The sequence below is a fragment of the Brevundimonas terrae genome, assembly GCF_011761985.1.
Taxonomy (GTDB): Bacteria; Pseudomonadota; Alphaproteobacteria; order Caulobacterales; family Caulobacteraceae; genus Brevundimonas; species Brevundimonas terrae.
In genome coordinates this window covers 839,502-859,763 of record NZ_JAASQT010000001.1, presented here as the reverse complement: position 1 = coordinate 859,763, position 20,262 = coordinate 839,502, and the positions used below count along the sequence as shown (strand labels likewise).

The following is a 20,262-nucleotide window of genomic DNA, read 5'->3' as shown; positions in this document are numbered from 1 at the left end:
CGGACGCCTCGATGAGCACCCTTCCTGTCCTGATTATCGGCGGCGGTTTTTCCGGTGCCATGCTGGCGGCGCGGCTGGCCGAAAAAGGCCGCGCCAGCCTGATTGTCGAACAGGCAGGAAACGTGGGCTTGGGCGTCGCCTATGGCACCACCGACGACACCCATCGCCTGAATGTGCGCGCCGCCAATATGGGGGCGCTGGCCCATGATCCGGCCCATTTCCTGAAATGGCTGGAACAGCACCATCCCGATCTGGCCGATGGCGATGCCTTCATCAGTCGCCGTCTTTATGGTGCCTATCTGCTGGAACGCCTCAAAGCCGTCCGCGCAGCCCATCCCGACCTGATCGAAACGGTTCAGGGCAAGGCGGTCGCCGTTGAGGGCACCAAAATTGTGCTGGAAGACGGTCGCACCCTGTCAGGCTCGGCCATTGTCATCGCCACCGGCAATCCGGCCCCGCGGGCCGACAATGCGCCTGCCAGCACCCGCATCATCAATGATCCGTGGGCGGGCGAAGCCCTCAGCGCCATCCAGCCCGACGACAGCATCTTTATTCTGGGCACCAGCCTGACCATGGCCGACATGGTGTTGGGCCTGATCAGGCAAGGCTGGACCGGCAAGGCCGTGGCCCTGTCGCGTCGTGGTCTGATGCCCCGCCCGCATATCCACGGCCACCCGCCCGCCCCCCCCATGCCCGATGCGGCCCTCAGCGGCCCGCTGTCCAAGCGCCTGCACGCCGCTCGCCAAATGGCCACGCAAATGGAATGGCAGCGCGTCATGGACGGTTATCGTCCGGTGACGGGGCGTCTGTGGCTGGAGGTCTCACCGGCCGAACGGGCCCGCTTCCTGCGTCATTTGCGGCCATGGTGGGATGTGCACCGCCACCGCATCGCGCCCGATGTGTTTGAAACCCTCGGCCAGTTGCAAGCCGATGGTCGCCTTGTGGCCCATGCCGGCCGCCTTAACGACATCACGGCAGACGACAGCGGCCTTGATATCCGCTGGACGCCCGCACCGCGCAGCAGCGACGCCTCGGGCCTGACCCGCACCGACTGGTTCATCAACTGCACCGGCCCCGCCCATGATGCCGTCCACACACCCCTGACCGCCAGCCTGATCGCCGCTGGCCGCGCACGACTTGAGCCACTGGGGCAGGGACTGGACCTAGATAGTGACGGGCGGCTTTTGAACCGTGACGGACAGGCTGAAACCGCCCTGTTCGCCCTCGGCCCACCTTCGCGCGCGGCCTATTGGGAAAGCACCGCTGTGCCCGATATTCGCCAGCGCATCGAAGCTTTGAGCGATCTTCTAAATCCATAAGAAAAAGGCGGCCCCACCGGACCGCCTTTTTGTCTTACGCCTTGGCCACCGCGTCGGCGACCTCGTTGACGATGCGCGTCACCAGCGCCTCGTCATCACCCTCGGCCATGACACGGATCAGTTTTTCCGTGCCCGACTTACGGACCAGCAAACGGCCCGAGCCGTTCAGCGCATGTTCCGCCTCGGCCATCGCCGCCTTGACGGTGTCGGCCTCCAGAGGAGCCTCCGACGTATAGCGGACGTTTTTCAGTAGCTGCGGCACCGGCTCGAACTGGCGGGCCAGTTCGCTCATCGGCACGCCGGCCTCGACCAGAACCGCCAGCACCTGAAGCGCCGCCATCAGGCCGTCTCCGGTCGTGGCGTGGTCCTTCAAGATGATATGGCCCGACTGTTCACCACCGATATTGAAACCACCGGCACGCATCCGCTCCATGACATAGCGGTCGCCCACCTTGGTGCGCTCCAGCGTCAGGCCCTCGGACTTGAGGCGACGTTCCAGACCCAGATTGGACATGACCGTGGCCACCACACCGCCGCCATTCAGACGACCGCGCTTGGCCCAGTCCAGACCGATCAGGGCCATGATCTGGTCGCCATCGACCACATGGCCTTTTTCGTCACAAATAATGACGCGGTCGGCATCGCCATCCAGCGCGATACCGATATCGCAGCGATAGCGTTTGACCGCCTCGGACACCGCCTCGGGATGGGTGGAGCCGCACTCGGCATTGATGTTCAGACCATTCGGCTCGACCCCAACGGGGAATACCTCTGCGCCCAGTTCATAAAGCGTCGTCGGGGCCACGCGATAACCGGCACCATTGGCACAGTCGATGGCGATCCTCAGACCCTTCAGGCTGAGGCGCTTGGGGAAGGCCGATTTGGCAATCTCGATATAGCGCGGCGGGGCGTCGTCAATGCGTTTGACGCGGCCCAGCTTGTTGGACGGGGCCAGATCCATATCCAGCGCCGCATCCATCATGGCCTCGATCTTCAGCTCGATCTCGTCCGACAGCTTGTAACCATCGGGACCGAACAGCTTGATACCGTTATCGGCATAATCGTTGTGCGAGGCCGAGATCATTATGCCCAGATCGGCCCGCATCGAGCGGGTCATCATCGCCACACCCGGTGTCGGCAGCGGGCCAAAGGTGCGCACATCCATGCCCACCGAGGCCAGACCTGCCACCAGAGCCGGTTCGATCATATAACCCGACAGGCGCGTATCCTTGCCGATCACCACCAGATGGCGACGGTCATCATCCGTGCGAAACAGGCGCCCTGCGGCAAGACCCACGCGCAAGGCGACCTCGGCGGTCATAGGATGGGTATTGGCGCGGCCGCGAATGCCGTCAGTGCCGAAATATTTTCTCTCGCCCAAAGGCGTGATCCTTGAACTGGCGGGGTTTGGCCGGAAATCTTCCGAAACCCATTGTTTGATGCTCGAAGGCCGCACTATGCCTAGATGCGCCCTATATGTAAGGCTGAACCCTTTCGCTTACCTCAATTGCGGGTGCGGACGCAAAAAATGCGACCCCCGCCTTCGTTGGAGTTAATTCCATGTGCGGCATTATTGGCGTGACCGGTAACGGTCCTGTTGTTCCCCGCCTGATCGACAGCCTGAAGCGGCTGGAATACCGCGGCTACGATTCCGCCGGCATCGCCGTGCAGGACGAGACCGGCATCCGTCGCCGCCGCGCCAAGGGCAAGATCCGCAATCTGGAAGCTGTACTGCTTGAAGACCCCATCAAGGGCCATGTCGGGATCGGCCATACCCGCTGGGCCACCCACGGTGCCCCGACCCAGGCCAATGCCCACCCGCACAAGGCCGGTCGTGTCTGTCTGGTCCATAACGGCATCATCGAGAACTTCGCCGAGTTGAAGGCCGAGCTTGAAGCCGAGGGTCGCGTCTTCGAAAGCCAGACCGATACCGAGGTTGTCGCCCACCTGCTGGACCACAACCTGTCCGAGGGCATGGCTCCGCTGGACGCCTTCAAGGCCACTCTGGACCGCCTGACCGGTGCCTATGCACTGGCGGTGCTGATCGAAGGGGAACACGAACTGATTCTGGGTGCCCGTCGCGGCAGCCCGCTGGTGGTCGGCTGGGGCGAGGGCGAGATGTATCTCGGCTCGGACGCTCTGGCGGTCGGCCCCTTTACCCAGCATATCTCCTATCTGGAAGAAGGCGATTATGTCGCCATGACGCGCACCGATGCGCGTATCTTCAACGCCAAGGGCGAACCGGCCGACCGCGCCGTCGTCAAGGTCGCGGCCTCCAGCGCCCTCGTGGAAAAGGGCGAGTATCGCCACTTCATGGAGAAGGAAATCCATGAACAGCCCGATAGCGTGCAGCACACCCTGTCTGAATATCTCGATCTGGTCACCGCCAAGGCCAAACCGGCTGTGGTCGACTTTGCCGCCATCGAGCGCATCCAGATCATTGCCTGCGGCACCGCCTTCTATGCCGGCCAGATCGGCAAATATGCGTTTGAAAAATATGCGGGCCTGCCGTGCGATGTCGAAATCGCCTCGGAGTTCCGTTACCGTGATCCGGCCCTGAGCCAAGGCACGCTGGCCGTGGCTGTCAGCCAGTCCGGCGAAACCGCCGACACGCTGGCCGGCCTGAGCTGGTGCAAGGCCCAAGGCCTCAAGACCGCCGCGGTTGTGAACGTCCACACCTCGTCCATGGCGCGCGAGGCCGAGATTTTGTGGCCGACCCATGCAGGTCCCGAAATCGGTGTCGCCTCCACCAAGGCCTTTACCGCACAGGTCGCCGCCCTGCTGTCGCTGGCCATTGCCGCCGGTGTCGCCCGTGGCAAGATCGACGAGGCGCGCGAGGCCGAACTGGTCAAGGCCCTGTTCGAGGCCCCGCGCCTGATTTCCGAAGCCCTGCGTATGGACGCCCCGATCCGCAATCTGGTGCAGGATCTGGCCAAGGCGCGCGACGTACTGTTCCTCGGTCGCGGGCCCATGTATCCGCTGGCCATGGAAGGCGCGCTGAAGCTGAAAGAGATCAGCTATATCCACGCCGAGGGCTATGCCGCGGGCGAGCTGAAACACGGCCCGATCGCCCTGATCGACGAATACACCCCGACCATCGCCCTCGCACCGATGGACGACCTGTTCGAGAAAACGTCCTCGAACCTGCAGGAAGTCGCCGCGCGAGGCGGCCCGGTCATCATGATCGCACCTGAAAGCGCGCCTGATCCGCATGGTGCCGGTATCCGCCGCGTTCACGCACCGGATGCGCATCCGATTGCCGCCCCGCTGGTCTATGCCGTGCCGATGCAACTGGTGTCCTATTATACCGCCGTTCAAAAAGGCACAGACGTCGATCAGCCGCGCAACCTCGCAAAGTCTGTCACGGTCGAGTAACCAAGGCGTCAAACAACAGTCGTTGGACCTATCCGGAAATATGCCTATGACAGATCAATCATAGACTTTTTCCGGATACTCAATGTCCACGACCCCCGCGCGCCTTCGCAAGGCCGTTCTTCCTGTAGCCGGTCTTGGTACCCGCGTTCTGCCCGGTACCAAGACAACGCCAAAAGAACTGCTGAACGTTGTGGACAGACCCATCCTGTCCTACATCGTCGAAGAAGCGCGCGATGCCGGTATAGAGCACATCGTCTTTGTGACCGGCCGCGCCAAGGAAGCCATCGAGGACTATTTCGATCACCAGATCGAGCTTGAGGCCCAGCTTCTGGCCAAGGGCAAGACCGACATTCTCGACATCATGAATGCCGAACTGGCCCGCGCTGGTGAGATGAGCTTCACCCGCCAGATGAAGCCCAAGGGGCTCGGCCATGCTATCTGGTGCGCACGCGATATCATCGGCCACGAGCCGTTCGCTGTCATCCTGCCGGACGTAATCGTCGACAGCCAACCGGGTGCCCTTAAACAACTGGCCGAGGTCTATGCCGAGGTCGGTGGCAATGTCATCGGCGTCGAGCAGGTGCCGGACAGCGAAACCCACAAATACGGCATTATCGACCCTTCCAGCCATGAAGGGCGTCGCTATGCCATGAAGGGCATGGTCGAAAAACCGGCCCGTGGCACGGCCCCGTCGAACCTGTCCATTTCAGGCCGCTATATCCTGCAGCCAGAAATCTTCGACCTGCTGGAAACACAGGCCGCCGGTGCCGGTGGCGAAATCCAGCTGACCGACGCCATGGCCCGCCTGATGGGCCAGCAGAGCTTCACCGCCTATGAGTATGAAGGCATCACCCATGACTGCGGTGACAAGATCGGCCTGCTGAAAGCCAATGTGGCGCTGGCCCTGAAACGCCCCGACCTCGGTGCCCAGGCGCGCGCGGCCATCGAGGCGCTGCTTTGATCATCCGTCGCCTCGCCCCCGCCGACCGCGCACCCCTTTTGGGCGTATGGCGACGCGCGGTCGAGGCGACGCATCATTTTTTGTCCCCTTCAGAAATCGACCAGATAGAGCCCGAGGTTCGGGACTATCTGGCGTCCGCAATGCCGCTATGGACGCTGGATCATGAAGGCACCCCAACAGGATTTCTGGGCTTGGCCGAAAACGAGATCGCGGCTTTGTTCATCGATCCTGCTTTGCACGGGCAAGGTTTGGGACGACAGGCCATCGACTACGCCCTGCAAAACGGGGCACGAACGCTCAAGGTCAACGAAGGCAATCCGGCGGCTCTGGGGTTTTACGAGCATATGGGTTTTAGGCCGATCAAGCGGCAAGCTTGCGACGATGCCGGTCGCCCCTATCCTCTGATCATAATGGAGTGGCCGGACACAGCCGAGACAGAGTGACGCCTTGATCGTCATTCTTTCTCGGTTAGGCATGATCTAGGACGATGTTTATCAGGACGGTACCATGCGCGTAATGATCCTCGGCGGCGACGGTTTTTGTGGGTGGCCCACGGCCCTGCATTTGTCGGCAAAAGGTTGGGACGTGATGATCGTCGACAATCTCAGCCGCCGGAACATCGACAACGAATTGGGGGTACAGTCCCTCACCCCCATCACCTCGATCCACGACCGCATCAAGGCATGGAAAGAGGTATCTGGTCACGACATCGCCTTTGAAAATCTGACCGTCGGCAAAGATTTCGAGCGTCTGGTCAATCTGCTGAAAGACTGGAAACCGGACAGCATCGTCCATTTTGCCGAACAGCGCGCCGCGCCCTATTCGATGAAGTCGGCACGGCATAAGATCTACACCGTCGACAATAATCTGAACGCCACCAGCCACCTGCTGGCCGCCATGGTCGAAAGCGGGCGCGACATCCATCTGGCGCACCTCGGCACCATGGGCGTCTATGGCTATACGACGGCGGGGCTCAAGATTCCCGAGGGGTATCTAAAGGTCACGGTCGATACCGATTTTGGCCCGACCGAGCAGGAAATCCTGTTCCCGCCGAACCCCGGCAGCATCTATCACATGACCAAGACGCAAGATGCCCTGCTGTTCCAGTTCTACGCCAAGAACGACCAGCTTCGCATCACCGACCTGCACCAGGGCATTGTCTGGGGCGCACAGACCGAACAAACCAAGCTGGACGAGCGCCTGATCAACCGCTTTGACTATGACGGCGATTACGGCACGGTCCTGAACCGTTTCCTGATGCAGGCGGCAGTCGGCTATCCGCTGACGGTCCACGGATCAGGCGGCCAGACGCGGGCTTTTATCCATATTCAGGACACTGTGCGCTGTGTGGAACTGGCGTTAAACAACCCGCCGCAAAAGGGCGAGCGCGTCAAAATCCTCAACCAGATGACCGAGAGCCGACGTGTGCGCGATCTGGCCCAGATGATTGCCGATGTGACAGGTGCGCAAATCGCCAACCTGCCCAATCCACGCGCCGAGGCCGACGAGAACGAACTGGTGGTCGCCAATGACGGTTTCAAGGCACTGGGCCTAGAGCCCACCACGCTCAAAGCGGGCCTGATGGCCGATGTCACCGAAATCGCCCGTCGTTATGCCGAGCGTTGTGACCGTGCAAAAATTCCGTGCATTTCCGCTTGGAACAATAGCCGCGCCCATGCTCTGCTTACGGATAATACCTCTGTACTCCCAAACCCTGCTCCTCTTTCGAAAGTGACGCCCTAAAGCCATGACACCCTCTTCCTCCCTGCTGGTTTTTGGTGGTGGTTATCTGGGTCAGGCTGTCGCACAGGCCGCCACAGACAAGGGGTGGGATGTGGCTGTCAGCTCGCGCCAGGCCGAGCGCAGGGCCGATTTTGAAAAACGGGGCTGGCAGGCGGTCGATCCCGATAATGCCGACGCCCTGGCCAGAGCAGGCATGAACGCAACGGCTATTCTGGTCACCGCGCCGCCCGATGCCCATGGCTGTCCGGCCATGCGGGCCCTGTCGGCCCTGCCTGCGGGCGAAGCCTGGCCCGACTGGATCGGCTATATTTCCTCGACCAGCGTCTATGGCGACCGCGCCGGTGGCTGGGCTTTTGAAGGCGACGCCCTGAATGCCGCCACCCTTGAAGGGGCACGACGGGCCAAGGCCGAGCGCGACTGGCTGGATGCAGGGCGCGGCATGGGCCTGACCGTGCAAATCTTCCGCCTGCCTGCCTTCTATGGGCCGGAGCAGAACATCTTCCAGAGGTTGCGGGCCGGTACTGTGCCTCTGGTCCGTAAACCCGAACAGGTATTCAACCGCATCCATATCGACGATGTGATTTCGGGCCTGTTTGCCTCGATGGCGCGACCGCATCCGGGCGGCATCTATAATCTGTGCGACGACACCCCCACTCCGGCCGAGGACGTCACCCTCTGGGCCGCCGAACGGATCGGTATGGCACCACCTGCCGAGGTATCGCTGGACGACCCGTCGGTCAGCGACGGCATGCGGCGCTTCTATCGAGACAACAAACGCATTTCCAATGCCCGCGCCAAGGCCGAGCTGGGCTGGCGACCGCGCTATCCCAGCTATCGCGAAGGGCTGGAAAGCCTGATCACAAGCCAGACATAGAAAAAGGCCGGAGCATCTGCTCCGGCCTTTGATCTTTTCGCGTCACCGCCGCTTAGAACGGGAAGATGTTGCGCTGGCGGCTATAGCTCATCGTGCCAACATTGGCCCCCAGACGCAGGCCTACACCCGTGCGTACCGGTGCCAGAACGATACCGTCTGCACGTTGATAGTTCACACCCAGACCGGCAATCGCATAGGCCGAGCCTTCAACGCCCGGATAGCGGCGGTAAAGCATGTCGGGATGATAGAGGCCGTAGACCAGCGTGAACACGCGGCTGGCATTGCCACCCCAGTCCCAGCCAATGGATGCGCCCTGCCAGAAGACTTCTTGCGAGGCCGACAGGTCCTTCATGTGAAGGGCACCACGGCCATAACGCAGACCGGCCACAACCGCACCGGCGGCTTCCTCGCCAGCAATATAGGCCGTCGGCGCGCCGCCCTGATCGGCAAAGATACGTTCGATGGCACCACCGATAGCCTCGGAGGCAATGCCCATTTCACGCGAACCGGCAGCGACCAATTCGTCAAACGTATAGGTCTGGGCGGTCTGGTCCGCAGCAATCGGATAGTTCGGATTGGCCGGTTGGCCACGCGTGGCACAGGCGCCCAGGCCCACCGGAAGGGCGCTGGCGGCAGCAAGGCCCAGGCTGGTACGGATCAGTTGGCGGCGGTGCATGGTAAACTCCCATCGGCATGGCGGTTGCCCGACGTCCCGGGCGAGAAATATACCGTCACGGCCTTTTGCGGCAGACTTGGGGCTTTAGGGTTAACCAATCATTGCCATCGCAAAAAACCGGACCAAAACACAAAGAAAAAGGGGCCGGAAGCCTGCGCCCCCGACCCCTTCTTATTGTTGGCTTTGCGCCTAGCTGCGCAACACCGCGCCCGCCTTGGTGGCGGCGGCAACGACCTTGGCCATCAGGGCCTCGATCTCGGCATCGGTCAGTGTGGCTTCACGCGGCTGGATCTCGACCTCGATAGCGATCGATTTCTGGCCTTCCGGCACGCCCTTGCCGCGATAGACGTCAAAGACGCGCACATCGGTGATCAGGGCCTTGTCGGCACCCGAGACGGCCTTGACCAGATCGCCCACGGCCTTGGCCTCGTCCAGAACGAAAGCAAAGTCGCGCGACAGAGGCATCAGGTTCGGCAGGTTGGCCGCACCGCGCGCCTTACCACCTTTACCCTTGGGTTCCGGCACATTGTCGAGAATGATCTCGAAGGCCAGCATCGGGCCATCGGCATCCAGCGTCTTCAGGATCGACGGGTGCAGGGCACCGAACTCGACGATGATGTTCTTGGGGCCCAGTTGCAGGCGGGCCGAACGACCCGGATGCCACCATTCGCGGTTTTGCCCCTGCACCAGTTGCAGCGAACCCACCGGCGCACCGATCAGCTCCAACAACTCGACCAGATCAGCCTTGAGGGCGAACAACGCATCATCGCCCGCACCCTGCCAGTGACGGTCCGCATGCGGAGCCACCAGACCGGTAATCGTGGTGCGCTGGTCTTTGGGACCATCACCCAGATAGATCGGGCCGATTTCGAACAGGGCCGCATCGGCATGACCGCGTGCGGCATTGCGGGCCGCCGCCTCGATCAGGTTCGGCAGAGCCGACGGACGCATGCAGTCAAGGTCCGAGGCAATCGGGTTTTCCAGCACCAGCCTGTCATCACCGCCACCGAACAGAACCGCCTTGGACTGTTTGGTGAACGACCACGTCACGGCCTCGGCATAGCCCATCGAGGCCAGTGCGCGACGTGCCGTGCGCACGCGCGACTGGCGTACGCTGAGGATGCCACCGGCAGGCGGAGCCACAGCCGGAAGCGGCGTTGACGGCAGCGAGGCAAAGCCTTCGATGCGGGCCACTTCCTCGACCAGATCGGCCGGGCCATGGGCATCACGACGCGCGGTCGGCGGCGTCACCGTCCACGACGCGCCACGCTCGACCTTGAAGTCCAGCGCCGTCAGGATGTCGGCAATGCGGTCTTCCGACAGGTCCATACCCGTCAGGCGCTTCACAAAGGCCGGATCAAAGGCAAAGCCTGCGGGGGCGGCTGGTGCTTCGCCAGCGACCACAATCTCGGAAGCCTCGCCACCGCACAGCTCGAGGATCAGCTTGGTAGCCAGTTCCAGACCCGGAACGACCGAATGCGTATCGACGCCACGGGCGAAACGATATTGCGCGTCCGAATGGATACCCAGCGCGCGGCCCGTCTGGGCGATCACAATCGGGGTAAACCAGGCGCTTTCGAGGAAGACATCGACCGTCTCCAGCGAGCAGCCGGTGCTTTCGCCACCCATAACGCCACCCAGACCGATGGCGCGGGTGCCAGTATTGTCAGCGATCACGCAATCGGCAGCCTTGGGCGCGTATTCTTTACCGTCCAGCGCCGTCAGCGTTTCCTCGCCCTGACCGGCGCGCACAACGATCTCGGTGCCTTCCAGCTTGGAGATGTCATAGACATGCAGCGGACGGGCACGGTCATAGGAAATCAGGTTGGTGATATCCACCAGCGCATTGATCGGACGCAGACCGATAGCCGTCAGGCGTTCCTGAAGCCATTTCGGCGACGGGCCGTTCTTGACGCCACGGATCACGCGACCACCAAAGGTCGGGCACAGCTCGGGCGCATCAATGCGAACCGAGATGCTCGATGCACCCTTGCCCGCGACCGGCTCAATCGCAGGCGTTTTCAGCGTGCCAAGACCCGCCGCAGCCAGATCGCGCGCAATACCCGCAACACCCAGCCAGTCGGGACGGTTCGGGGTCACTTCGAAGTCGATGACCGGCTCAAGGCCGAACACTTGGGCAGCGCTCGTCCCGACCGCCAGATCGTCCGACAGTTCCAGAATGCCGTCATTCTCGTCCGGCAATTGCAGTTCGCCACCCGAGCACAGCATGCCGTTGGAGACGATACCGCGTACCGGCTTTTCAACCAGCGTTACGTCCAGACCCGGCACATAGGCCCCGATCGGCGCATAGATGGTGGTCAGGCCCGGGCGCGCATTGGGCGCACCGCAGACGATTTCCTTCATGCCGTCGACCGTATCGACCTGACAGACCTGAAGACGGTCGGCATTCGGGTGACGCTCGGCCGAGACGATCTTGGCCACACTGAACGCCGCCAGCTTGGCGACCGGATCATTGACCTCTTCGACCTCTAGACCAGCCATGGTCATGGCCTCGGCCACGGCATTCACATCCGCCGAGGTTTCCAGATGGTCTTTCAGCCATGAAAGCGTGAACTTCATTGCACGCCTCCGGTCAGCACCTGCTGGATCTGGCCCAGAAAATCGGGCGTACCGGTAAAGCCGACGCGGATGAACTGGCAGTTGATGAACTGGCAGTCCTGGAAGGCGACCGTGCCGGTGACCTTTTGCGGGCCCATGGGTTGCAGCAGCAGGTTGCGGATATCGCCCTGCGCATCGCCCATATTACAGCCGTCAAAATTACAGGCCCCCAGCGGCAACAGAACCGCCGGACCTTCGATCATGCAGTTGCGGAAGGTCTTGCCAATGATGGCGTTCTCGCCACGACGCGCAGCCTCGACGGCCAGAGCCGGAAGCCAGATGTTAATGCCCTCATATTCAGGGCCGGCACCGATGGCAGAAATGGTGATGTCGGTATTGTCAGTCATAATCTGTACCTCAGCTCAGGCCCGAGGCCGGATTGGGAGCTTGGAATGCGCTAAAGCCGTAATGGGCCAGCCAGCGGGTATCGGCATCGAACATCGGACGCAGGTCCGAGACGCCGTATTTCAGCATGGCCAGACGGTCCACGCCCATGCCGAAGGCAAAGCCCTGATACTCGTCAGGATCAAGGCCGCAGGCGATCAGCACGTTCGGGTGCACCATGCCGCAGCCCAGAATCTCCAGCCAGTCCTCGCCGGTGTTCAGCACCAGCTTGCCGCCGGAACGGTCACAGCGGATGTCCATTTCCGCCGACGGCTCGGTGAACGGGAAGTGGTGCGGGCGGAAACGGGCCTGCACATCGTCCAGTTCAAAGAAGCGCGCCATGAAGGTTTCCAGCGTCGTCTTCAGGTGGCCCATATTGACGTCGCGGTCGATGACCAGACCTTCGATCTGGTGGAACATCGGCGTGTGGGTGGCGTCCGAATCCTTACGGAAGGTACGACCCGGCGCGATGATACGGATTGGCGGCTTTTGCGACATCATCGTGCGCACCTGAACCGGCGAGGTGTGGGTACGCAGAACCTTGCGCTCGCCCGTCTCGGCATCCGGCTTCAGGAAGAAGGTGTCGTGCATTTCACGCGCGGGGTGCTTCGGCGGGAAGTTCAGTGCGGTGAAGTTGTGGAAGTCGTCTTCGATGTCCGGACCTTCGGCCACGGCAAAGCCCATCTCGGCAAAGATGGCGATCATCTCGTCCATCACCTGCATGGTGGGGTGAACACCGCCCTTGCGACGGGGGCGCGACGGCAGGGTCAGGTCCACACGCTCCGTCAGAAGACGGGCGTTCAGCTCCGAGGCTTCCAGATCGGCTTTGCGGGCATTCAACGCCGTGGTCACACGGTCGCGTAGGCCGTTCAGCACCGGACCGCGCTCGCGGCGCTCGTCGGGGCTAAGCTGGCCCATGCCTTTCAGCAGGAGTGAAATGGAGCCGGACTTGCCGAGGGCGGCAACGCGCACCTCTTCAAGGGCGGCGACAGTCTCTGCCGCGCCAATGGCGTTGATGAGTTCGGTTTCGAGTTGGGCGAGATCGGTCATTTGCGCTGTGCTTTATCGGGCCACGGCCCGTTCGTCACCCTCTTAGCAGAGACTTCGTCCCAGAGGGGTAGCCAAGATGCAAAAACGCCCGCTCCGGTGACCGGAACGGGCGCTTTTAATCGGATCGAACCGTCTCTTAGGCCAAAGACTTAGGCCAGAGCGGCGCGGACCTTGTCAGCAATGGCCTTGAAGCCAGCTTCGTCGGCAGCGATCGCAGCCAGAACCTTACGGTCCAGAACGATGCCAGCCTTGTCCAGGCCGTGCACGAACTGCGAGTAGGTGAAGCCTTCCATGCGGGCCGCAGCGTTGATGCGCTGGATCCACAGAGCGCGGAAGCTACGCTTTTTGTTGCGACGGTCGCGGTAGGCGTATTGACCAGCACGGTCAACGGCAGCCTTGGCGGTGCGGATGGTATTCTTGCGGCGGCCGTAGAAGCCCTTAGCTTGCTTCAGGACCTTCTTGTGCTTGGCGTGGGACGTAACGCCCCGTGTGACGCGTGCCATGTTCGTTTTCCCTTTGGGAAGTCCCTAGCGCCTCAACCTTCGAAAAGGGGGGCCGCTAAAGGGACGGTGTTCAAATTCAAATGCGAGAAGAGATCAGAAATGCAGTGCGCCTTAGGCGTACGGCATGTAGCTCTTGATCTTCTTGGCATCGGCATCGGCCATGACCGAAGTACCGCGGTTTTGGCGGATGTACTTCGAGTTGTGGCTGATCAGACGGTGGCGCTTACCAGCGACGCCAGCCTTGACCTTGCCCGTGGCAGTGAATTTGAAGCGCTTCTTGGCGCCCGACTTCGTCTTCAACTTCGGCATTTTAACTCTCTCTGATTGAGGGCACGCCATTTGAAAATCCAAAGATTTCATACAGCGTCCGTTTCAGAACCGCCCAGGCATGCCTATTCGCCCGACGGTCCGTAGATACGAAGGGGCGGCTTTTACGCCATCCCCTCCCATAAGACAAGTGACTCAAAACCAATGACTTGTCGCCACTGGCAAAAGCAAACGCCCCGAGCTTGCGTCCGGGGCGTTCGTAAAACCTTGGATGTGATCCCGTCGCTTAACGCGGAGCGAGGATCATGATCATCTGACGGCCTTCCATCTTGGGTGCGAACTCGACTTTTGCGACTTCGTCGAAGTCTGCCTGCACCTTGTGCATCAGCTTCATACCCAGTTCCGGGTGAGCCATTTCACGGCCACGGAAGCGCAGGGTCACCTTGACCTTGTCGCCATCCTCGAAGAAGCGACGCATGGCCTTGGCCTTCACTTCATAGTCGTGGCTGTCGATGTTCGGACGCAGCTTGACCTCTTTGAGCTCGACGACCTTCTGGCGCTTGCGGGCCTCGGCCTTCTTTTTCTGCTCTTGGAAGCGATGCTTGCCGTAGTCCAGAATTTTACAAACCGGGGCTTCCGGATTGTTCACGATCTGAACCAGATCCAGACCAGCTTCTTCCGCAGCCTCCAGCGCAGCAGACAAGGGCATAATGCCTTGCTTCTCGCCGTTCTGGTCAATGAGCAGAACACGGGGGGCACGGATATCTTGGTTCATCGGCGGGCCGTCCTTTACGGGCGGCGCTTGCATGGGACGGCGAATGGGCGTCGTTTCCTTGTGTGGTCAAAAAGCTTGGCGGGAACCTCTGTGCTCACAGAGGCGTCCCAGCGGCGGGAATATGGCGATGAAAGCCCGAAAATTCAAGCTTGCGCTGCAATCAACGTCCAGAACGCGCAAAGGTGTCGTAAAGCGCCAACACTTCCGCAAACACCTGATCGACGCTCAAGGCCGTAATCGGGGCAAACTCGCCCCGAACAGGTGCGGCGGCCAGAACACGGCCCTTGGGTCCATAGGGTGCCTTGTGCCACCACTCGCTGGGTCCAAACAGGCCCAGCGTCGGTGTGCCGGCAGCCGCGCTGACATGCATCAGGCCGCTGTCGTTACCCACAAACAGTGTCGCCCGCTGCAATAAAGCCGCCGAGCCTAAAATATCGCACTTGCCCACGGCATCGATACCGCGATCACCGGCCACAGCCAGTGCCGGAGCAGCAGCGGCGTGGTCGCCCGGACCACCGACAGGCATGAACCGCCAGCCATCAAAGCGCGGCTCGTTCATCAGCTTTTGCGTCAGTTCGGCCCAGCGGTCGGCGGGCCAGCTTCTGTCGGCCGCCGTTGAAATCGGGGCCATAGCCAAGATGGGCGAAGGATCAGTGCCAATGATTGCGGCGGCATCGGCGCGGGCCTTGTCGTCCAGAAAGATTTCCGGCTCGGCGGTTTTGGCGGCCTTCATCATATTGGAGAAGGTGACGACCTTCATCTCGCCCTTCTCCAGCTTACGGCTGTAGAGGCGGCGCTGATCGGCCTTGAGGAAGAACGACATCACCGAGCCACGTACATCGGCCACCATGGCCCAGTGCGTGCCGACCGCCTGTTTCCACAAGGTGCGCCAGTGGCCGGACAGCTTTTGCTTCTTCCACGGTATGACCTTCACCACATTGGGGGCAGCCCTGAACAGAGCTGCCGCCGGAGGGCCAACCGCCACGGTGATTTCGGCATCGGGGATCTGGCGACCGATCTCGCGGATCGCACCGATCGACATGATGGCGTCACCGATGCGGTCGGCACTGATGAACAGGACCTGCGGCTTGGGCTGGCTCATTTCGTCCCCGCATAGGTATCGTAAAGTTTGATCGTCGCGGCAAAGACGGCATCCACCGTCAGGTCTTCAATCGGCGCAAACTGGCCACGGGTATTGTTGGAGGCCACCGTCATGGTCTTGGTACCGCGCGGCCCATACAGCCACCATTCGGTCGGACCGAACAGGCCCAGGGTCGGCGTGCCTGCCGCCGCCGAGACGTGCATCAGGCCGCTATCATTGCCAACAAACAGCGTGGCGCGAGAAATTGCTGCCGCCGAGGCCAGAATGTCGCCCTTGCCGACAAAGTCGATACCGCGATCACCGGCCGCCGCCAAAGCCGGTGCTGCCGGTGCATGATCGCCCGGACCACCGACCAGCATGAAACGCCAGCCCTCAAAGCGCGGCTCCGCCTTCATCTTCTCGACCAGCGCGGCCCAGCGGTCGGCAGGCCAGCTCTTGCCCTTCTGGTGGGCGATGGGGGCCAGCGCGATGATAGGGCCCTCGCCCGAACCGGTGGCCAGTTGCGGATCAATGACCGCTGCCGCGTCATCACGGGCGCGATCATCAATATAGAGTTCCGGCTCCAGCGAGCGGGGCGCATGCAACAGGCGGGTAATCACCTCGACCTTGGGATCACCCTTTTCCAGCTTGCTGCTGTACACAAAGCGCGTCTTGGTCGGGATCAGGAAGGTGGTTGCCGAACCACGCGTATCAATGGCCACATCCCAACGGGTACCGCGCACGGCCTTCCACAGTTTGAGCCAGTGACCACCGCGCTTTTCCTTGTTGACGACAATGATGTCCTCGACGCCCGGTGCGGCCCGATAAAACGGCGCGGCCATACCCGATACGGCCACCGTAATATGCGCATTGGGCCACTGGCGATTGATCTCGCGCACAATGCCGGACGCGATCACGCTGTCGCCGATACGGTTGGGGCTGATAAACAACACACGCGGGCGGGAGGGTGCGGTGTTCAAATCGGTTTGGGTCACGCGGGCTTGGCCTTCACTTCACAGTCCAATATCCGCTACCAGTTTGCCGAGCCTTGCGCGAGACACCTTGAGGACACCATGACCGACATCCAGCACCTTGCCCGCCCCGATGGCGAAACCCTCGCCTATAAACAGGTTGAAGGCGACGGCCCGGTTGTCGTCTGGGTCGGTGGTTTCCGCTCGGACATGGAAGGCACCAAGGCTTTGGCCCTCGATGAAGCCGCCGAGGAAAACGGCTGGGCCTATGTGCGCTATGACCATTTTGCCCACGGCGTCTCAAGCGGTGACTGGAAGAAAGCCACCATCGGTCGCTGGCGCGAGGACTGTATCGCCCTGATCGACCATCTTAAGCGCCCCGTCATTCTGGTCGGATCAAGCATGGGTGGCTGGGTGTCGCTGCTGGCGGCTGTCGCCCGCCCCGAGGCTGTGGCCGGTCTGGTTCTGGTCAATCCGGCGCAGGATTTTACCGAACGCCTGATGTGGCCGACCCTGCCCGATCATATCCGTCAGGCCATTATGCGTGACGGCGAGGCCCTGATCACCGATCCCGGCCTTGGCGACTATCACCTGACGAAAAACATGTTCGACGAGGCCAAGAACTGGCTGTTGCTGGATGGTCCGGTCGCCATCCCTGCCCCCACCCACATCCTGCAAGGCAAACTGGACGAAAGCGTGCCGTGGGAGATGCAGCTACGCCTGCTGGAAAAACACGAGGGCGGCGATGTGCGTCTGGACATCATCAAGGATGGCGACCACCGCCTGTCCAAGCCGCACGAGCTGGCCCGTCTGGTCGATGCGGTGGCGCAAATGAGAAAGGCCGCCGCAACCTAAGCTACGACGGCCCCAAGCTCCGACCTCAGCCGCTATCAGAGAATATAGCGGCTGAGGTCCACGTTTCCGGTCAGTTCGCTCAGCTTCTCGCGCACCACTTCGCCGGTGAACTCGATGGCCTGACCCGACAGATCGGTGGCGTGGTAGCTGGTTTCTTCCAGCACATGCTCCAGCACGGTCTGCAGACGGCGCGCACCGATATTCTCGATGGTCGAGTTGGCGGTCACCGCCGCATCGGCCATCGCTTCAACCGCATCATCCGTGAAAGTGACAGTGACGTTTTCGGTCGCCAAAAGGGCCTGGTTCTGACGGATCAGATTGGCCTCCGGCTCCGTCAGGATGCGCTTGAAGTCATCGCGGGTCAGCGCCTTCAACTCGACACGGATCGGCAAGCGACCCTGCAGTTCTGGCAGCAGGTCCGACGGCTTGGCGACATGGAAAGCGCCAGACGCGATAAACAGCACATGGTCGGATTTGACCGGACCATATTTGGTCGAAACCGTCGTGCCTTCGATCAGCGGCAACAGGTCACGTTGCACGCCTTCGCGCGAGACATCGGCTCCGCCACGATCCTTGCCCGCCGCCACCTTGTCGATCTCGTCAAGGAAGACGATGCCTTCGTTTTCGGCCAGTGACACGGCCTCGCGGGTCAGGCTGTCCTGATCCAGCAGCTTGTCACCTTCTTCGGCAATCAGGGGCTGGGTCGCATCTTTCACAGTCATGCGCACGCTCTTGGTGCGACCACCGCCCAGCTTGCCCAGCATGTCCGACAGGTTGAGAATGCCGACATTGCCGCCCGGAATATCCATGCCCTGTATCGGCGAGGCATTATCGGCCAGCGTCAGTTCGACTTCCTTGTCGTCCAGTTCGCCCGCGCGCAATTTTTTGCGGAAGGCATCGCGGGTCGGCTGCCCCGAACCCGGTCCGACCAGAGCATCCAGCAGACGCTCTTCAGCGGCCGCCTCGGCCTTGGCCTGAACCTCGACGCGGCGCTTTTCGCGCACCATGCCGATAGCCGCCTCGACCAGATCGCGCATGATCTGGTCCACGTCGCGGCCGACATAGCCGACCTCGGTAAACTTGGTGGCCTCGACCTTGAGGAAGGGCGAACCGGCCAGCTTGGCCAGACGACGCGCAATCTCGGTCTTGCCCACGCCCGTCGGGCCGATCATCAGGATGTTCTTCGGCGTTACCTCGTCGCGCAGGTCATCACCCACGCGCTTGCGGCGCCAACGGTTCCGCAGCGCCACGGCCACAGCCCGCTTGGCGTCCTGCTGACCGACAATATAGCGGTCCAGTTCCGATACGATTTCGCGAGGCGATAGATCAGTCATTTTTTATTCTCGGTTTGCCTGCAAGGGCACTAACGTTCGCCGCGCGGCGGCTCACTCCTTGAGCGCCCTTTCAGGCGCGGCAAGCTTCAACGCTTACAAACTCTCGACAGTCAGGTTGCCGTTGGTAAAAACATCAATGCTGGCGGCGATCTTCATGGCCTTGCGGGCGATGGCCTCGGCATCCAGCGGCGTATCTTCGTCGATCAGGGCCAGCGCCGCCGACAGCGCATAGTTCCCACCCGAACCGACCGCGGCCACGCCCTGTTCCGGCTCCAGCACATCACCCACGCCGGTCACGGTCAGAATGGTGTTCTTGTCGGCCACCAAAAGCATGGCTTCCAGCTTGCGAAGATAGCGGTCCGTGCGCCAATCCTTGGCCAGATCCACACAGGCACGCGCCAACTGGTCCGGATACTGCTCCAGCTTGGCTTCCAGCCGCTCGATCAGGGTCAGGGCATCGGCGGTGGCCCCTGCAAAACCGGCAATCACCTTGCCGCCGGCCAACTTGCGCACCTTGCGGGCCGAGCCTTTGACGATGGTATTGCCCATCGAGACCTGACCGTCACCGGCGATGATGGTCTGGCCATTCTTGCGCACGGCCAGAATAGTGGTGCCGTGCCAGTCGGGGAATGAGGGAGCGTGCTGCGTCATAAACCGGATGTGGCGAGCGTCGCGCTTTACCGCAAGCGCCAAGCCGGTTTGAAAATGCTACAGCGACAAGATGAACCAGACGCCTATCCGCTTTTCCGACGATGAAGTCGAACGCTATGCCCGCCACCTGATCCTGTCCGAAGTGGGCGGACCGGGCCAGCAGGCGTTGAAAAAAGCACGGGTGCTGGTGGTCGGCATGGGCGGCATCGGCAATCCGGCGGCGCTTTATCTGGCCGCCGCAGGGGTCGGCCATCTGGGCCTGATCGACGATGATGTCGTGTCTTTGTCCAACCTGCAACGACAGGTGATTTTCGGAGCCGACGATATCGGTAAGCCCAAGGTCGCCGTCGCCAAAACCCGCCTCAATGCGCTTAACCCGCACACCTCCATCGAGGTGTTCAACCAGCGCATCACGCCGGACAATGCGCGTGAGCTGATCGGCCAGTATGATGTGGTTCTGGACGGCACCGACGATTTCGACACACGTTTCTGCGTCAATGCGGCCTGTGTGCAGGAGGGCAAACCGCTGGTGTCAGGCGCCCTTGGGCGCTGGACCGGTCAGGTCGGGGTCTTTACCGGCCAGCCCTGCTATCAGTGCCTCGTGCCGGAAGTCCCGCCCGAGGCCGAAACCTGTGCCCGCGTCGGCATTATCGGGGCACTGGCCGGTGTCATCGGCACCATGACAGCGCTTGAAACCCTCAAGATCATCACCGGCGCGGGCCAACCGCTGATAAGCCGCCTCCTAATCTATGACGGCTTGTCGGCAGCCACCCGCGTGGTGAAGCTGGCTGCCGATCCGGAATGCCCCGTCTGTAGTCGCTAAG

Annotated in this window: 20 protein-coding genes; 8 read left to right on the top strand and 12 right to left on the bottom strand. The window is 61.6% G+C overall.

All coding sequences use genetic code 11. The features are described 5' to 3' along the window. Positions 1-11: 11 nt before the first annotated feature. Positions 12-1,319 carry an FAD/NAD(P)-binding protein gene (locus FHS64_RS04105; protein ID WP_167175991.1) on the top strand — a complete coding sequence of 436 codons (1,308 nt, stop codon included), beginning with the start codon at positions 12-14 and terminating at the stop codon, positions 1,317-1,319. A 34-nt stretch (positions 1,320-1,353) separates the two neighbouring features. Here FHS64_RS04105 and glmM read toward each other — a convergent pair whose 3' ends face one another. Continuing rightward, complete coding sequence (gene glmM / locus FHS64_RS04100; RefSeq protein ID WP_167175989.1) at positions 1,354-2,700, bottom strand: phosphoglucosamine mutase; 1,347 nt, start codon at positions 2,698-2,700, stop codon at positions 1,354-1,356. Between the two features lie 179 nt (positions 2,701-2,879). On the opposite strand from glmM, the gene glmS reads away from it, so the two are divergent. From glmS to FHS64_RS04075, 5 genes are all read left to right on the top strand, one after another. Next, positions 2,880-4,694 (top strand): glutamine--fructose-6-phosphate transaminase (isomerizing), encoded by a 1,815-nt coding sequence (gene glmS, locus FHS64_RS04095; RefSeq protein WP_167175988.1) that lies wholly within the window; start codon positions 2,880-2,882, stop codon positions 4,692-4,694. Positions 4,695-4,776: 82 nt separating this feature from the next. Continuing rightward, positions 4,777-5,655 carry a UTP--glucose-1-phosphate uridylyltransferase GalU gene (galU, locus tag FHS64_RS04090; RefSeq protein WP_167175986.1) on the top strand — a complete coding sequence of 293 codons (879 nt, stop codon included), beginning with the start codon at positions 4,777-4,779 and terminating at the stop codon, positions 5,653-5,655. An 80-nt stretch (positions 5,656-5,735) separates the two neighbouring features. Beyond that, complete coding sequence (locus FHS64_RS04085; RefSeq protein WP_167175985.1) at positions 5,736-6,098, top strand: GNAT family N-acetyltransferase; 363 nt, start codon at positions 5,736-5,738, stop codon at positions 6,096-6,098. A 64-nt stretch (positions 6,099-6,162) separates the two neighbouring features. Continuing rightward, positions 6,163-7,398 (top strand): NAD-dependent epimerase/dehydratase family protein, encoded by a 1,236-nt coding sequence (locus tag FHS64_RS04080; RefSeq protein ID WP_167175983.1) that lies wholly within the window; start codon positions 6,163-6,165, stop codon positions 7,396-7,398. Positions 7,399-7,402: 4 nt separating this feature from the next. Continuing rightward, positions 7,403-8,272: a Rossmann-fold NAD(P)-binding domain-containing protein gene (locus FHS64_RS04075; protein ID WP_167175981.1), complete on the top strand. Its 870-nt coding sequence runs from the start codon at positions 7,403-7,405 to the stop codon at positions 8,270-8,272. Positions 8,273-8,324: 52 nt separating this feature from the next. On the opposite strand, the gene FHS64_RS04070 is transcribed toward FHS64_RS04075, so the two are convergent. The 9 genes from FHS64_RS04070 to FHS64_RS04030 form a co-directional block, all read right to left on the bottom strand. Beyond that, positions 8,325-8,948, bottom strand: a complete 624-nt coding sequence (locus FHS64_RS04070) for a DUF1134 domain-containing protein (protein ID WP_167175979.1) — start codon at positions 8,946-8,948, stop codon at positions 8,325-8,327. Positions 8,949-9,137: 189 nt separating this feature from the next. Continuing rightward, the gene (gene pheT, locus FHS64_RS04065) at positions 9,138-11,528 is read right to left on the bottom strand and encodes a phenylalanine--tRNA ligase subunit beta (RefSeq protein WP_167175977.1); all 2,391 of its coding nucleotides are present in this window, start codon (positions 11,526-11,528) and stop codon (positions 9,138-9,140) included. Next, positions 11,525-11,914 (bottom strand): hypothetical protein, encoded by a 390-nt coding sequence (locus tag FHS64_RS04060; protein WP_167175975.1) that lies wholly within the window; start codon positions 11,912-11,914, stop codon positions 11,525-11,527. Before FHS64_RS04060 ends, pheT begins: the two co-directional genes overlap by 4 nt. Positions 11,915-11,924: 10 nt before the next feature. Next, on the bottom strand, positions 11,925-13,001 hold the full coding sequence (pheS, locus tag FHS64_RS04055) for a phenylalanine--tRNA ligase subunit alpha (RefSeq protein ID WP_167175973.1): 1,077 nt from the start codon (positions 12,999-13,001) through the stop codon (positions 11,925-11,927). A gap of 149 nt (positions 13,002-13,150) precedes the next feature. Next, on the bottom strand, positions 13,151-13,504 hold the full coding sequence (rplT, locus tag FHS64_RS04050) for a 50S ribosomal protein L20 (RefSeq protein WP_167175971.1): 354 nt from the start codon (positions 13,502-13,504) through the stop codon (positions 13,151-13,153). A gap of 111 nt (positions 13,505-13,615) precedes the next feature. Next, positions 13,616-13,813, bottom strand: a complete 198-nt coding sequence (gene rpmI / locus FHS64_RS04045; RefSeq protein WP_003166435.1) for a 50S ribosomal protein L35 — start codon at positions 13,811-13,813, stop codon at positions 13,616-13,618. 244 nt (positions 13,814-14,057) lie between these two features. Then, complete coding sequence (gene infC / locus FHS64_RS04040) at positions 14,058-14,579, bottom strand: translation initiation factor IF-3 (protein WP_167175969.1); 522 nt, start codon at positions 14,577-14,579, stop codon at positions 14,058-14,060. 127 nt (positions 14,580-14,706) lie between these two features. Continuing rightward, positions 14,707-15,648: a glycosyltransferase family 9 protein gene (locus tag FHS64_RS04035; protein WP_167175967.1), complete on the bottom strand. Its 942-nt coding sequence runs from the start codon at positions 15,646-15,648 to the stop codon at positions 14,707-14,709. Then, the gene (locus FHS64_RS04030) at positions 15,645-16,622 is read right to left on the bottom strand and encodes a glycosyltransferase family 9 protein (protein WP_341771070.1); all 978 of its coding nucleotides are present in this window, start codon (positions 16,620-16,622) and stop codon (positions 15,645-15,647) included. The genes FHS64_RS04035 and FHS64_RS04030 overlap by 4 nt, the downstream gene beginning before the upstream one ends. A 6-nt stretch (positions 16,623-16,628) precedes the next feature. Here FHS64_RS04030 and FHS64_RS04025 point away from each other — a divergent pair, with 6 nt between their 5' ends. Continuing rightward, positions 16,629-17,453 carry an alpha/beta fold hydrolase gene (locus FHS64_RS04025; protein WP_243862714.1) on the top strand — a complete coding sequence of 275 codons (825 nt, stop codon included), beginning with the start codon at positions 16,629-16,631 and terminating at the stop codon, positions 17,451-17,453. Positions 17,454-17,488: 35 nt separating this feature from the next. Here the strand turns inward: FHS64_RS04025 and hslU are convergent, their stop codons facing one another. Further along, a complete protein-coding gene (gene hslU / locus FHS64_RS04020; protein ID WP_167175965.1) occupies positions 17,489-18,787 on the bottom strand; it encodes an ATP-dependent protease ATPase subunit HslU in 1,299 nt (432 codons plus the stop codon). A gap of 93 nt (positions 18,788-18,880) precedes the next feature. Further along, the gene (gene hslV, locus FHS64_RS04015) at positions 18,881-19,438 is read right to left on the bottom strand and encodes an ATP-dependent protease subunit HslV (protein ID WP_167175963.1); all 558 of its coding nucleotides are present in this window, start codon (positions 19,436-19,438) and stop codon (positions 18,881-18,883) included. A gap of 70 nt (positions 19,439-19,508) precedes the next feature. Here hslV and FHS64_RS04010 point away from each other — a divergent pair, with 70 nt between their 5' ends. Further along, a complete protein-coding gene (locus FHS64_RS04010; protein ID WP_208380540.1) occupies positions 19,509-20,261 on the top strand; it encodes a HesA/MoeB/ThiF family protein in 753 nt (250 codons plus the stop codon). Position 20,262 lies beyond the last annotated feature (1 nt).